The 15789-nt window shown below is 39.5% G+C and carries 10 protein-coding genes; all 10 read left to right on the top strand.

Going from position 1 to position 15789, the window contains the following annotated elements; translation table 11 throughout:
* Positions 1-22 precede the first annotated feature (22 nt).
* The 10 genes from CLV99_RS18720 to CLV99_RS18675 all read left to right on the top strand — a co-directional run bounded on the left by CLV99_RS18720 (position 23) and on the right by CLV99_RS18675 (position 15780).
* A complete protein-coding gene (locus tag CLV99_RS18720; RefSeq protein WP_133586040.1) occupies positions 23-1729 on the top strand; it encodes a RagB/SusD family nutrient uptake outer membrane protein in 1707 nt (568 codons plus the stop codon).
* Between the two features lie 21 nt (positions 1730-1750).
* Positions 1751-3397 (top strand): DUF5018 domain-containing protein, encoded by a 1647-nt coding sequence (locus tag CLV99_RS18715; protein WP_133586039.1) that lies wholly within the window; start codon positions 1751-1753, stop codon positions 3395-3397.
* 66 nt (positions 3398-3463) lie between these two features.
* Entirely contained in the window at positions 3464-4777 is a 1314-nt protein-coding gene (locus tag CLV99_RS18710; protein WP_133586038.1) for an alpha amylase family protein, read from the top strand.
* A 209-nt stretch (positions 4778-4986) separates the two neighbouring features.
* Positions 4987-6000, top strand: a complete 1014-nt coding sequence (locus CLV99_RS18705; protein ID WP_133586037.1) for a phosphodiester glycosidase family protein — start codon at positions 4987-4989, stop codon at positions 5998-6000.
* 5 nt (positions 6001-6005) lie between these two features.
* Positions 6006-7874 (top strand): FAD-dependent oxidoreductase, encoded by a 1869-nt coding sequence (locus CLV99_RS18700; RefSeq protein ID WP_133586036.1) that lies wholly within the window; start codon positions 6006-6008, stop codon positions 7872-7874.
* A 31-nt stretch (positions 7875-7905) separates the two neighbouring features.
* The gene (locus CLV99_RS18695) at positions 7906-11043 is read left to right on the top strand and encodes a SusC/RagA family TonB-linked outer membrane protein (RefSeq protein WP_133586035.1); all 3138 of its coding nucleotides are present in this window, start codon (positions 7906-7908) and stop codon (positions 11041-11043) included.
* Between the two features lie 19 nt (positions 11044-11062).
* Positions 11063-12640, top strand: coding sequence for a RagB/SusD family nutrient uptake outer membrane protein (locus CLV99_RS18690; protein WP_133586034.1), 1578 nt, complete (start codon positions 11063-11065; stop codon positions 12638-12640).
* A gap of 128 nt (positions 12641-12768) precedes the next feature.
* Positions 12769-13692, top strand: coding sequence for a DUF5017 domain-containing protein (locus CLV99_RS18685; protein WP_133586033.1), 924 nt, complete (start codon positions 12769-12771; stop codon positions 13690-13692).
* Positions 13693-13696: 4 nt separating this feature from the next.
* Positions 13697-14896 (top strand): copper amine oxidase, encoded by a 1200-nt coding sequence (locus tag CLV99_RS18680; RefSeq protein WP_133586032.1) that lies wholly within the window; start codon positions 13697-13699, stop codon positions 14894-14896.
* 8 nt (positions 14897-14904) lie between these two features.
* Entirely contained in the window at positions 14905-15780 is an 876-nt protein-coding gene (locus CLV99_RS18675) for a hypothetical protein (RefSeq protein ID WP_133586031.1), read from the top strand.
* Positions 15781-15789 lie beyond the last annotated feature (9 nt).

The following is a 15789-nucleotide window of genomic DNA, read 5'->3' as shown; positions in this document are numbered from 1 at the left end:
TAACTAACATTAAGTGATTCTCATGAAAAATATTAAAACAACTATAAAAAGAACGAGTGTAGCGATTTTAGCACTGGCGGCTATATCTTTTCAAGGGTGTAATCTGGATCTGAATCTACAAGATCGTCTTGTCGAGGAGAGTGTCTGGTCGGATCCTAGTACAGCCGAACTATACGTTTCAGGTATGTATGGGGTATTTCAAAAATTTCAGTTCGGTAATTTTCCGAATCTGGGTTACAATAATGCTATGGATGCCTTAGCAGATGGTATGAAATTTACTTCTAATACCTTGGGCAATGGTACTGTTAATACTTTGATCTCTAATTCGAATTATTTCTCTCCTGCTACAGTAGGATTGAACTTTTGGAACCCAGGTTTTGTTGGGATTAGACGTGTTAATGAAATGCTGGAGGGGGTAAGAACAAAATCTAAACTAAGTGAAGAACAAAAAATAATGTATGAAGCAGAAGGTCGTTATGTCCGAGCTTATACTTATTTCTGGTTGGCAAAATTGCATGGTAGCCTTCCTATTTTTAGGTCATTAGGCGATTATAATTCGAAAGATAAACCACGTTCTAGTGAACAGGAAGTGTATGATTTTATGATTGAAGATTTAACTTTTGCTGCGGAGAATCTGCCAAAAACAAATCTGAGCGGACGCGCAACTAAAGGTGCAGCTTATGGTATGCTGTCACGCGTAGCATTGTACGCTGGTTCAATAGCAAAATATGATAACAAGCAGTTTAACATGGATGCCCTGACAGGAATCCCACAAGCAAAAGCAAAGGACTATTTTGGCATAGCCGCCAATGCTGCGGCAAAAGTTGTTGAATTGGCAGAAGAGGGCTTGTATGCGTTGGACGCTGATTTTGCTGAGATATTTAGAAAGAAAGATACTAAAGAAGCTATTTTTAGGGTGGATTACTTAGCTCCTAATATAACACACGATTATGACTTGGGCTATGTCCCTCCGCGTGATGCCGCAGGAAATGCACTTGTATATGGGGTGCCCACTGCAGAACTGGTTGATGAATTTGAAATGGCAGATGGTACTAAGTTTTCTTGGTCTAATCCTGTGCATGCCGCTAATCCTTATAATAATAGGGAGCCTCGTTTTGAAGCAACAATTCTGCATAATAACTCAATTTGGAAGGGACGTGTAGTCAATACTACGGAAGCTGACGTTGTGGAAGGTTTTGTAGAGTTTGGTAAAAGCGGAGATCCAAAGCGTACAGTTACAGGGTATTATGCAAAGAAAATGTTAGATCCGAACAATACGACTTTTGTTGTGAATAAAAGTACGCAAAGTTGGGTTGAGATGCGGTATGCAGAAATTGTCTTAGTATTGGCAGAGGCCAAAGCACAATTGGATGATTATGCTTCAGCAACGACCTATATCAATATGTTACGGAATAAAAGGGGGCTCAACGCTATCAGTGTTTCAGGTAATACTCAGGCGATGCAAGCTATAGAGCATGAACGAAAAGTAGAACTAGCTTTTGAAGGACACCGTTTTTGGGATTTGCGTCGATGGAGAAAGGCACATATCGAATTGAATGGTAAGAAAATGACAGGTCATAAAATCACTGGATTGGGTACGGGGTATACATACGAGGTTGTTTCGGCAGATGCAGTCAATAGAAGTTTTACCGGAAAACTTTATTACTTGCCAATCCCGGAAAATGAGGTGCAGCTGAATTTAGGGCTTGATCAAATCTTTGGTTGGTAATCATACGTTCACTTAAAAATTATGAAAATGTTATTGAAAAATATAGTTTACGGCGCCGTAGTTTTGTTGGCTTTTAATGCTTGCCAGAAGCCAGACTATGGGCAGCGGAATGATAAAAAGACCTTGGCGGATATTTATGCCACGATAGAAGGAAAAGCTACTGATCGTTTGTTTAATAGTACCTTTGCGAATGATACTTTCTTTGTAAATGTAGATTACCATTATCCTATAGATTCGGACAATGAAGTGAATCTGAAACGTATGCTTTTAAGAGCATCTTTGCCTGCAGATGCCCAGATAATTCCCGGGCTTAATGGTTTCATTGATCTGAGTGAGCCCCGGACCTTAACCGTACGGTCGGGGACAGGCGAAGAGCAGAATTATGTGGTCAAAGCCTTGAAAAGAGGAAGTACGGCGTTAAGTAAAGCGACAATAACTGTTGGTACGGATGTCGTGGAAGGAATTATAACAGGGAAAACCGTGACCTTTTTTGTTCTCCCTGGTATCGATGTGAGTAAGGTAAAGTTGGAATATGTAATCAATAAGCATTCAACAGGATCTATTGCAAACGGTAGTACGATTGATTTAGGAACTGGATCTAAAATTTTCAGTGTTTCAGCTCCTGGTGATGCTAAATCTGACTATACTTTTGTTGTTAAAGAGCCCGTGAAGAAAGATCGTGGTTTGGGAATTAGCCGTCGGTTATTTGTAAAAACTGCGGCAGATTTAGGTTTTTCAGCAAATAATGAAACCTCTCTATTTGTCAGCGGTGATTATGTTGTTATTGTTACCAGAAGTAACCCGTCTGTATTTAAAGTGTATAATAGATTTACTGGTGTATTTTCGCACAGTATAACTAGTCCTTTGCCTGGAGGGCGTTTGTCATTTCAGGGAATTGGCGATGGAACTGAGTCATTTGCGATTACTAGTTACACACCTGCGAATAATGCTTTTATTGTTTATAGGTATAATAATGTAAATGATAAAAGTCCAGTTAAGCTGTTGGAATGGACAAATGTCAAACCAGCCACTGTCCCTGGTGATGGAAGTATTGGACGTAAGGTAGCATGGGCAGGAAGTCTGACTGGTAAGGGGGTAATGACGGCGTCATTGGCCAATAGTAGATTCTTTTATGAGTGGCGAATGGAAAATGGTTCATTCACAAGTGCACAGCCTGTTTTAAAAGAATATAAGGATGGTGAAACTTCGTTGGGTTTCTTGGCAGAGTACGTGCCTATGAGTGCTGATGAGGGGACGAATTATATTGCAAGTGTAAATACGGAATTGGTTTACCTCTCGGGATCAAGTTATGGACGGATTGCTACTTTTCCAACAGTACCAAATACAGTAATGAATAATTCTATAGCCTACATCCGGTTTAATAATGCTGATATTGTTGCCCAATTAAAATTGATTGAGAAAAATGATAATTCACAAATGTTCGTTTATGATATCACTAATAGAGCATTAATTGGAACATCTATCTCGGCTCCTAATTATAATGATTTACGTGTGTATCAATCTGAATTATTCTTGGGGAATGCGAACTTGAATGCTACTGGAGATATCTGTGTCGGTACATCAGAAAATGGTGAGCGTCTTCAGGTTTACATGCTTAGCACATTCGGGTATTTAGTATGTCATGAGTTTACAACCTATGCGGACTAAATAATTTTATTCCTACCTTCTATATATTAGAAGGTAGGTTATTTTAGAACTATCTTATATTTTATTATGCGCTTACTTTTTTTGTTTATTTCTGTTTTATGTATCTCCTGTTCTTCTGTTTTAAAAGAAGAGAAGACAATAGATTATTTTATCAACAGAAATATTTTATGGTTTGATGCTACGGCCAATTTTGATCGCTTTTGCGTTAAAGATTCGATTGTTTATTACCTGAAAAAATCAAAGGATGCGGGAATAACAGATATCGTCGTCGATGTAAAGCCAATTACCGGTGAGGTCTTGTACCCGAGTAAGATCGCCCCTGTTATGACTTCTTGGGGGGAGAGTAAGGTTAAGAAAGATCTGTCATGGGATATGTTAACGGTATTTATTGAAGAGGGACAGAAATTAGGATTAAAGGTGCATGCTTCTACCAATGTATTTGTTGCAGGGCACAATTATTTTGATCGTGGGGTGGTGTATAGTGATACCGCAAAAGCTGCTTGGCAGACAATGTCGTATCTACCAGAAGGATTTAAGTTGATAACGGAACAAAAGACCAAGTATTCAGCCATGATCAATCCAGCGTTACCGGAAGTACAAGCCTATGAACTGTCTATATTGAAGGAGCTGGTCGGATTATATCCGAAATTGGACGGTATTATCTTAGATCGTGTTCGATTTGATAACTTGAATGCAGATTTTTCACCGAAAAGCAAAGCTTTATTTGAGAGGCATCTGGGAAAAGAAGTTACGGACTTTCCTGTTGACATTTTTAGTTTCAAGGGTAAAGAACGGATTGATGGCCCATTGTTTAATGATTGGTTACAATGGAGAGCCACAGTCATCCATGATTTTATTTTAGAAGCCCGCAATGAAATCAAGAGGATTAATCCAAACATCGTTTTTGGGGACTACACGGGATCTTGGTATCCGCTTTATTACGATGTCGGGGTTAATTTTGCAAGTAAGGAGTACGATCCTAGTTTAGATTTTCCTTGGGCAAACAAAGCTTATAAAAATACCGGGTACGCAGAATATCTCGATTTGTTTACTACCGGGAACTATTATTTTGAGGTAGAAAAGTCAGAATTGTTACAACAAACAGATACTACAGAAAAAACGTTAGAATCTGGATTGGTGGTGAAAAAGGAAGATTGGTATACGGTAGAAGGGTCTGCAGAACTGGTGAATAAGGTGACTATGGGAAAAGTACCTGTGTATGCAGGGCTTTACGTGGAGCAATACAAGGAACATCCAGAGCAATTTATAAAGGCTCTTAAGATGTGCCGTTCAAAATCGCATGGTGCAATGGTATTTGATATTGTGCATATCATCAATTATGGTTGGTGGGAACAGCTCGCTGAAGGTCTTAAAAAGTAATGTGTTGTTTGTTTGAATTTATAGGCGGGATTTATCCCGCCTTTTTTATGAATTGGTTGCTACGCTGCCTGAAATACAATACTACTCCTGACTTGTATTATTAATAAATAGTGTAATAAAGACTTTGTTTTTAAAATAAATTAAAAATAAATTGATATTTCAATATTTTTTTTCTTATTTAGTGTCTTAGATACCTAATTATTGACTTTATGATACATAAACTTTTGGTGAATAGTGTTCTTATTGCAGCTGTATTATTGCAGTTCGCATGTAATAAAAAGGAAGAAGTAGGCTTATATTCAATTTATCAGCTTGATAAATATAAAACTCCCAAGCCTGTAATTGATTTGGATACAGTGGTTTGGCAAAAGCAACAGGGGTTGATGTCGACATTTCCGAAAGGAATAGCGGTTTACAAAAGTAATCAAGCCGTGAATGGTAAGGCAACCAACATGTATATATTGGCTTTCAATCCCAAGCTGAATCTGGAGTTTAAACCTATTATGTCAACTACAGCAAAAACACCTTCAACATTTTTTAATGAAGAATCCGGCGAGGTGTATGCCTGCATAAATGGAGGCTTTTTTGGGACGGGCGCTAGTTATAGTTTGGTTTTATTTAATGGACTTAAGAGTGCAGATAATATTAAGAGTTTGAATAGAGCTTTAGGTGGGGTAAGTACTCCATATTACCCGACACGTGCAGCTTTCGGATTAAATAAAGAGAATAAGCCATCCGTTTCATGGATATACACCTTAAGCAACGGGGTTTATGCTTATCCACAGCCTAGTCCTAATGAAGAAGGAAAAGCACCTCAGGCTATTCCAACTGCAAGTTTTCCTGTAGGAGGTAGTTTGTGGGAACAGAACAGTGCGATTGGTGGGTCACCTATGTTGGTTAAAGATTCTAGTGTAAATATAACTGATGTACAAGAGCTTATCGCTGTAGATAATACATCTTCCCGTGCTAGATCGGCAATCGGTTATTTGAAAAATGGTAATGTGGTATTATTCGCTGCAGAAGGTGGTAACAGGGATGGAGCACCTGGTTTAACGTTAAAAGAAGTGGCGCAAGTGATGCTTCAAATAGGGTGTGTGGGAGCAGTGAATTTAGATGGAGGGGGATCTTCATCGATGGTTGTCGATGGGGTTACTACGATAAAGCCTTCAGATGTCGCAGGTGAGCGTAAAGTAGTGAGTGCGGTATTAGTTAAAAAACGATAAATGATATGCAGAAGATTTTTTTACAATTTATTTTAATAATTGCGGCGACGACTCAGCTTGGCTACGCACAGTTGAAGACGGATGTTATTATTATTGGTGGTGGCGCTAGTGGTACTATGGCGGCTATTCAAGCATCTAGGCTTGGTGTAAATGTAGTTGTTCTGGAAGAGACGGTATGGCTGGGAGGTATGTTGACGGCTGCTGGTGTCTCCGCAATTGATGGAAACCATCGTCTGCCATCAGGACTGTGGGCCGAGTTTCGTCAAAAGTTGTATGATTATTATGGTGGACCAAAAGCCGTCGAGACGGGTTGGGTGAGTAATACTTTATTTGAGCCGTCTGTAGGTAATAATATTCTACAAGAAATGGTAAAAAGAGAAAAGAATATACAGGTTCTCTTTGAAACAACTTGGTCTAAAGCTAGTAAGACTGTTCAAGGATGGGTTATAACAGCAAAAGATAAAAAAGGTAAAGAGGTAAGCGTTGAAGGAAAAGTGTTGATTGATGCTACAGAGCTAGGCGATGTAATGGCTTCCCTGAATGTACCTTACTACCTGGGAATGGATAGTAAGTCATTGAATAATGAGCCTTTTGCGTTAGCAGAAGGAAACGATATCGTTCAGGATCTGACTTACGTCATCACCCTAAAAGATTTTGGAAAGGGCATCGATAAGACCATCAAAAAACCGAAAAATTATTCGAAGGAAGAGTTTGCAGGTTGTTGTGATGTTTCGGATCCGGCTACGCTCCTTAAAGATAATAACGATTGTTTTAAGATGTTGACGTATGGGCGGCTTCCTAATAATAAGTTTATGATCAACTGGCCTAAAAAAGGAAACGATATTTATCTGAATATTGTTGAGAAAACTCCTGCCGAACGTGTCAAATTATTGGAAGAAGCCAAGCAGATGACATTGCGCTTTGTGTATTATATCCAGGCTGAATTAGGTTTTAAACACTTGGGGATAGATTTTAGCGAATATCCGACCAAAGATGGTTTTCCTATGATTCCTTATCATAGAGAGTCCCGTAGACTTCAAGCCAAGTCGCTATTTTCCTTGCAACATATCATGACTCCTTTTGAAACTCCAGAATCGTATTATCGTACAGGAGTGGTCGTGGGAGATTATACAATCGATCATCACCATTATAAATATGGCAATGCTCCCGAGATTGATTTTGTTAAAATCCGTGTACCCTCATACAACGTGCCGATGGGAGCCTTGATACCAAAAGACTATGAAGGTTTGATTGTTGCAGAAAAAAGTATTGGCGTAAGTAATATCGTAAATGGTGCTACCCGCCTTCAGCCTGTAGTTTTGGGCATTGGTCAAGCTTCGGGAGTCGTGGCTGCACTAGCTGTTCAAAAAGGAATAAATCCATCTAAGGTTGCAATTCGGGATGTTCAGTCCACTTTGCTTGATCATAAGGCCTATATCATGCCTTATATAGATGTTCCTTCGACAGATCCACAGTTTAAAATCCTACATAAAATAGGGGCGACGGGTATACTACGTGGCATTGGAATTCCATACAAGTGGGCGAACCAAACTTGGTTTTACCCAGAACGTGAAATCAGTGGCTATGAATTGATGCTAGGATTAAGAACCTACTATCCTGAATTGTTGAACAATTGGACTGCTTCTGGCGAGCCTTTGAATGTTAGGGATCTACAGGAAATATTCTCTGCGATAGGAAAGCAGATTACACTTAATGAAGTTCAAAATATTTTCGGTCAAACTGGTATTTCTGGTTTGGTGAATGAAGAAACAAGATTGGATAGGAGAAAAGTTGCGGTCCTATTAGACCATCATTTGAAAGTTTTTGAAAAAAAGGTTGATTTCAAAGGTAATCTGATTTCGGCCAATAACTAAGCTTTTTAAGACTAACCAAAAATAATCTAAAATGATAAAATATAAATATTGGTCTGCAGTAGGTGTAGCCATCCTCTGGATATGTGCAACAATATCTTTAGCTCATGCTCAGATGCGTCAAATCAGCGGGAAGGTTGTCAATAATATTGGTGCCCCAGTCGAGGCTGTAACAGTAAAATTAGAAGGAAGTAATATTACGGTTCAAACTAATAAACGGGGAGAGTTTGTTATTAATACAGATCGGCTTAAGGGTAAGTTATTGTTTAACTCGCTTGGATACGAGCCTCAAAACTATGATTTGGATGGACAGACAGTTCTTCAGATAAGACTGGTCGAAAGCAGTTCTTTGTTGGAGGACGTTGTTGTAATCGGATATGGAGAGCAAAAGCGTTCGGATTTAACAGGATCCATTGGGTCTGTTAAGATGAAGGATTTACAAAAAGCTCCAGTGAAATCATTTGATGAAGCATTAGCTGGACGCGTTGCGGGGGTTCAGGTAACTTCCTCAGAAGGTCAGCCAGGTTCTAATATTGATATTGTGATTCGCGGTATTGGTTCTATTACCCAAAACACGGGGCCTCTCTATGTTATTGATGGTATGCCTGTCGAAAACCCTAACGATGGAAATGCTGCTGCAAATCCTATAAATGCGTTAGATCCAGCGGACATAGAGTCTATAGATATTTTAAAAGATGCGTCTGCAACGGCAATTTATGGCGCAAGAGGGGGTAATGGTGTTGTGATCGTAACGACCAAGCGTGGTAAACTATCCGCTCCAAAGGTCGGTTACAATACATATTATGGTTTTCAGAATAGCTCTCGCAGGCAAAAGGTATTAAAGCCTTATGATTTTGTGAAATTGCAATGGGATATTGATCCTGTAAGAACAAAGGGACTTTACCTGCAGGGGGGCGAAGTTGATATAGAGGATTATAAGTTGTTGGATGGTATCAATTGGGAAAATCAGGTCATGCGAGTTGCCCCTATGTCTAACCATCATCTCTCTTTGAGTGGAGGTACTGCGCAAACGAAGTATAGTGCATCTTTATCACGGATTAATCAGGAGGGGATTATTCTGAATTCCGGTTTTGGCCGTACTCAAGGCCGTCTGACACTGGATCAACAGGTGAATAATAAGTTGAAAGTTGGTTTAGATGCTAATTACTCAAACTATAAGAATTACGGAACGCCTACATCTACGTCAAACTATAACCACGAACTTAATTTGTTATTTAGCGTTTGGGCATTCAGACCGGTGTCGGTTACGAATACAAACCTTTTGGAAGAGGGGTTAGATCCTGAAATTGAGCAATCTCAAGAGCATCGTTTTAACCCGATTATGACCACGCAGAATGAACTGCGGGAAAACTATGGTACTACGTTTACAGTGAATGGATATGGAGAATATGAGATTTTGAAGTCTCTTAAGTACAAACTATCAGGAACGTACTATAAAGGTAATAGGAGGTATGATACCTATAATGGAGCTAATTCTCGGACAGGGCATGAATTTACGAACTCCCAATTAAATGGTTCTCGCAGTTTCATAGAGTCTGATCGCTGGTATGTTTCCAATCAATTGACATTCACCAAGACCTTGGCAAAGAAACATTACATCAATGCGATGGCTGCATTTACAGCCGAACGAGCTTCGAGTTTGACTTTTGGTGCTTCAGCTATCCGTTTACAAAATGAAAACCTTGGCCTGTCAGGCTTGGATGAAGGCGAGCCTTCAAGTATTACTTCTACAACCTCAGCTGCAACAATGGCTAGTTTTATGGGGCGTGCAATGTATTCTTATGACTCGCGCTATATGCTGACTATCACAAGTCGCATGGATGGTTCTTCACGATTGTTAGGTGATAATATATATGGTTTTTTCCCTTCATTGGCAGGTGCTTGGCGTATCAATAATGAAAAGTTTATGAAAGATCTGAACTGGATGTCTAATGCTAAGTTAAGGGCTTCTTGGGGAAGAACTGGGAATAATGCCGTAGGGAATTTTGCTGCTCATGCTGCTTTGCAAAGCCAAAATACGAGTGGTTACAGCTTTGGAGGTAATATTATTAGAGGTGTAATACCAACGTCATTGGGTAATGCTGATCTAAGATGGGAGACCTCAGAACAAACGGATCTTGGTCTGGATTTAGGATTTTTTAATGAGCGTATTTCTTTAGTATTGGATGTATATCGCAAAAAGAGTATCGATTTGTTAATGAATGCAGGAATGTCGCCATCAACAGGATTTAGTACTTCAATCAAGAACATTGGAAAGATTCAGAATGATGGATTGGAGATTACATTGGGTTTTGTGCCTTTAAAGAAAGCTTTTACTTGGTCTTCTGATTTTAATATTTCCTTCAACAGAAATAAGGTTTTGGCATTGGTCGATAATCAGACAGCACGACTTACTGCAATGGGCTGGGGGGATGACTGGAAAACTGTTCCTGGATATATTGCTAAGATAGGACAGCCTGTTTCTCAGTTCTATGGTTTGCTTTGGGATGGAGTATATGGATATGATGACTTTGATTTTGATGGAGCAAACTATACTTTAAAACCAACTATTACGACCAATGGTACAACTACTGTACAACCAGGGCATATTAAATACAAGGATCTGAATGGAGACAGGATCATAAATGACGATGATAAAGTCGTAATAGGTAATCCTTTACCAAAGCATTTTGGAGGCTGGTCAAATAACTTTGCTTACAAAGGGTTTGATCTGAATGTATTCTTGCAGTGGTCTTATGGTAATGATGTGATGAATGCTAATCGTATTATTATGGAGTCTGGCTATAAATACAACACTAACCAGTTTGAGAGCTATAAAGATCGTTGGTCGCCTTCTAATCCAGAAGGAACTTTGCCCGCAGCAAAAGGTGTGATTTACAAAACCTATTCGAGTCGTGTGGTAGAAGATGCTTCTTTTCTGAGATTAAAGACAGTTGCCTTTGGTTACAATATACCGTCAGAATATCTCAGCAAGATCAAGATAGCGCAAGCTCGTATTTATTTTTCCGCTCAGAACTTACATACCTGGACAAACTATTCGGGATACGATCCAGAAGTATCTGTACGCAATTCGGCATTGACGTCTGGATTTGATTATTCGGCTTACCCAAGGGCTAAGACCTACACATTTGGTTTAAATGTTACTTTTTAAATTTTAATTGAAGTAAGTAATGAAGAAGATACTTTTATATAGTCTTTTAGGAATCTCTAGCTTTTTAGGTTCTTGTGATAAATTCTTAAATGAAAATCCGACGGATTTTGTAGCACCTGCCAATTATTATAGAAATGAAAAGGAAGTTCTATCTGCACTGAGCGGGGTATATGATGTATTGGGTAAGTCGGCAATGTATGGTCGCTATTTGTTTTTCGAAATGGATATGAGTGATGAAGGATTTTTTGCACTGTCTAGTAATACACAGGATATTGCGCTTTACAATTATGATATTGGTGATACCAAGTTGTTAAATACATGGACTGCATTGTATGAGGGGATTAATCGTGCCAATATGCTCTTGGAAAATATTGATAAAGCAGATATGCCTAATGCCATCCGCGAAGTGTATAGAGGTGAAGCGTTATTTTTACGCGCCTATTATTACTTCGTATTAACCTCGAACTGGGGAAGAGTTCCTTTACGTCTTCAAGCCACGAAATCACCTAGTGAAGTCGATATGAAACCTAGTACACTGAAAGAAATCTATGCACAAATCGTCAGTGACATGGAGATTGCAGCAGATAAAGTAGCTGATGTGACTTCGTACAGTAATGCAGGTAGAGTGTCAAAGTCTGCTGTGTGGGGAGTCTTGGCACGCGTCAACTTAAAGATGGCCGGAGCACCATTAAGAGATAAGTCAAGATATACACATGCAAAAAAGTGGGCTGGGAAAGTTATTGATCTAGGTTACCATCGCTTAAATACAGATTATACTCAGATATTTAAAAACCACGCTCAAAAAGCCTATGATACTAGAGAATCAATATGGGAGGTCGAGTTCTCGTATATCTCGGGGGCACAGTATGAGGAAGGTTCGGTAGGTTCTATCAATGGTATTGGTACGTCAAATACGGTCATAGGATACAGTTATGGTGCACAAAAAATCATGAAGTCTTATTATGACTTATTCAAAACAGGTGACGAGCGACGTGACTGGAATATCAACGATTATTACTATGAAGCTGCTCCTAGCACAAATAGAATCCTATATACCGGAAGTTCTGCTGCTATATATTATAATCGTTGTGCCGCGAAATGGCGCCGTGAATACGAGAAGACGGGAGTTAAAAGTACGAATACCACGGTTATAAACTTTCCTTTATTACGTTATGCCGATGTTCTGCTCATGTACGCAGAGGCTGATAACATGCTTCCAGGGAATCGAAGCGCGGAGTCTGATGAGTATGTAAATCAGGTAAGGAGAAGAGCTTATGGTAAATTGAGAACCGGTGCCGTGAACGTCAATGAAGCCGATTTACCCGCTGGATTAGATGAGATTGATTTTCAGATCGCCCTCCAATCGGAACGATCCATGGAATTAGGTTTTGAAGGGCAGCGACGTCTTGACCTGATTCGCTGGGGAATATTTGTGCCAACAATGAAAGGTTTGATCGCCTATAAGTCGTCTGCAAATGCAAGTTATCAATACGGATTCCGAACAGCGGAAAATATTACAGATAGAGATACCTTGTTTGCTATCCCTCGAGATGAAATGGTGGTGAATAAGGCAATGGAACAAAATGCAGGTTGGTAATTTTTAAGCTATCACAATGAAATATCCATGTAGCTCAGGTTTCATGAACAAGAATGAATATAGTTTGGATATTCCATCCCGACAAGTCGGGACAAGTTAATGGCCATTAAAAGACAGATTATATACATATGAAAACAACAAAAATATTATTCGCTATAGTCATTTGTTTGAGCACGATGGTGTCCTGTGTACGGGACAAAATAGTTGTGCCAAGTGTGAATGTGACGACAGGCAGAGAGGTGTATAAAGTAAATGAAGAAGTTCGCTTTAGTTTTGATGGAGCGGCAGATATGGTTACCTTTTATTCTGGCGAAAAAGGGAAGGAATACAAGCACCGTAATCGTGTGGAACTAGAGGGAGGAGATCTACGACTCAATATCGAAACACAAGTGTTGTATGGTATTCAGCCGAATAATTTAAAACTATTGGTTTCGACGGATTTTAACGGAAAATATGCTAAACAGGATGTTGAAACCGCTAAATGGACAGATATAAGTGATCGTTTGACGTGGTGTACTGCTGCAAACGGAGCTGTGGGGGTGCGTACCATATCGGACTATGCCAGTATTAAAGATCTAATAGAACCTGGTAAACCCGTATTCTTTGCGTTTAAATATGTCGGATTAGCTTCCACAACCGGTAGTGCACAGCAACGGACGTGGCGTGTATATCAATTTAATGTTCAGAATAAATTTTCAGATACGGAAACCATCGCGGTAACCAATCGTACAGGCGCTGCTTGGACTTCCGTTGTGATGTTGCCTTCTGAAAAAGGAGTGTGGAATTTCACATCTGACCCAAATATGATTTTTTACAACCCAGAAAGTAATTTGTTGGATGTCGAGAAATGGGCAATTTCGAAGCGTTTTGATCCCAATAAGGTGAGTCCAGATCAAGGAACTGCTATCAAGAAATATCCAGATAGTGATTTGAAAGAGTATGTATATAAGTTTACAAGCCCAGGGGAGTATGAAGTGTCCTTTGTGTTTGTAAATGGGAATTACAATGATATCCAAGAAACAGTCAAAACAATTAAAGTAACCGTAAAATAATTTTATGAAGAAGAATATATTTGGTTTTATCCTTTTTGGAGGAATGTTAGGTGTTAGTATCAGTGCGATGGCACAATCCTCACAGCAAAATTTTTATGCAACAGAAAGCGAGCAAAAAGTTGTTCGTACTGGAAAAGTAGGAAGTATTTTAAAGCTAGATGGTTTTCTAAGAACTGATTTTCCTAAGATAGAGTTTAACAAAACGGTTATGCCGGGACCTCAATTTATTATATCTGATGATCCTGAATATATCCGAGTGCCAGAAGCTATTGCATTACAGGAAAATGTCGTGCCTGGAGCCGTACGTTTATATGTGTATAATGTTAATGGAGTAAAAGAACCTCAAAAAATTAAGAGAAAAATTACGGCTGTTATCAAGAATACAGGGACAGAAATAATGTCTCTGCGTATGTTGAAATATTCCTCTCAGAAACCAAGTACGAATTATTTTCAGGTGGGTAAACAGGGCTTAGAAGACTATTTCGCCTCTAATGTTACTAAGAGCGTACGGCAGATTAAACCCGGTGAGGTGATAGCTATAGATGAACAGTTAGAGAAAAATATTGTAGCGTATGATGAGCTGGTACATGGCTTTTATGAGTTTGTCGTAGATCAACCTGCACAGATTTCTGTACTGCAGACATCACCGGAGGTAAGTGGTCCTAAAGCTTTTGAGCGAATAAAGAATGTAATCCCTCATAGCCATGGCAACGCTGGTAGGGGGCTTTTCGGAACCGCAAACTATGCTGTAGCCAGTAAGGATACTTTAGATACAAAATCGGGTATTACGCAGCTTATTATCGCGGATGGAAAAGATGATCCTTGGATAGAAGGAACAATAGGTGAAGCTAAAGCGTATGCACGAAATGCGGGTAATTATGGTGTTTTATACAATACTAAAATAAAATGGAAGAGTACAGACGGCAAAGCATTAGCATTGGTCACTTGGAATTCGCGCTCTGCAGATAATAAATGGTGTGGAGGAATGGGATTGGCGATGGAACTGTTTGATAATAATGGTAAAAAAGTTATTAGACAGCTACCTAGCGATGCTTTAATTACAAAAGCGGCACCTGAACTCATCTTAGTAGAGATATATAAGCCAGATCCGTCAAAAGAGGTTCAGGAGATTAATTTTACCTATTCGCCTCCTGGGGCCTCCTGTTTGCCAACGCCATTGATTTTAGTGCCAATAGATCTATAGTTCAGAATATGAAGAATCTCTTATTTGCCGTAACGATTGGTTTGTGTATCTCCTGTGCGCCTGCAAAGAAGATGGAAGTTGCAAAACCAGAGCCGCCACCAGAATCGTCTAAGTATTTCCCGAATGAGGTTAAACCTGCGGCGAGCAAACCTTGTTTTCAGGGGGCTTATTACCGCAAGTTGGTCTCTAGTGTAGACCATTGGGTTGGGATTAGCGGGACGGTGGTATTGCCTCAGATTACTTTTGACCAGACCCGAAAGAATCCAAAGAAAGAACAACAGTTTCTTGATAATCCATCCATTTATCTGGGGGGACATGTGGATGGACAGGAGACGGATATTGGTTTGAGCTGGGAAGTCATAAAGGATGAAAAAGGTAATATATCTGACGCACGGGTTGCATTTCGTTCATTTTTACGGAGAGCCTCCCATAAATCAGGTCAACAAGCGGTATTCTTAAACGGTCCAGCTACAAAAGATTATTACTGGTACCCGGGAGAAGAGGTTTTTATGTCAATAGAAACTGTTGGGGAAGGACTGGTGAAATTTGTCATTGAAGGTGCAGGAAAGAAGTATGAGACGACTTTTGAATGTGCTGGTTATACGTTAGACGGCCTTGGTGAGTTTAAACGGGTAAATGCAATTGATCAAATGGGAAATGAAGGCAAACCTGTCCAGCCTACTACCACTAAAGTAAGTATGGGAAAATGGCTCCATACCGATCTTTTGCGTTATGAGAAAGGTAAAGTTGTAAAAACTCCTTTTCACGATGGTAGGTATACAGAAATGAACTGTCCACAACAACAGTTCTTCAAGGTTGATGCTTCTGTGGATGAAAAATCAAAAGGGGCGGAGGTTGTACATATCAGTGGCTTGGGCTTTTAATATATTACG

It is taken from the genome of Sphingobacterium yanglingense (assembly GCF_004363245.1).
Lineage (GTDB): Bacteria > Bacteroidota > Bacteroidia > Sphingobacteriales > Sphingobacteriaceae > Sphingobacterium > Sphingobacterium yanglingense.
Note: the sequence above shows the minus strand (reverse complement) of the source record. Positions and strands in the feature narration are given on the sequence as shown.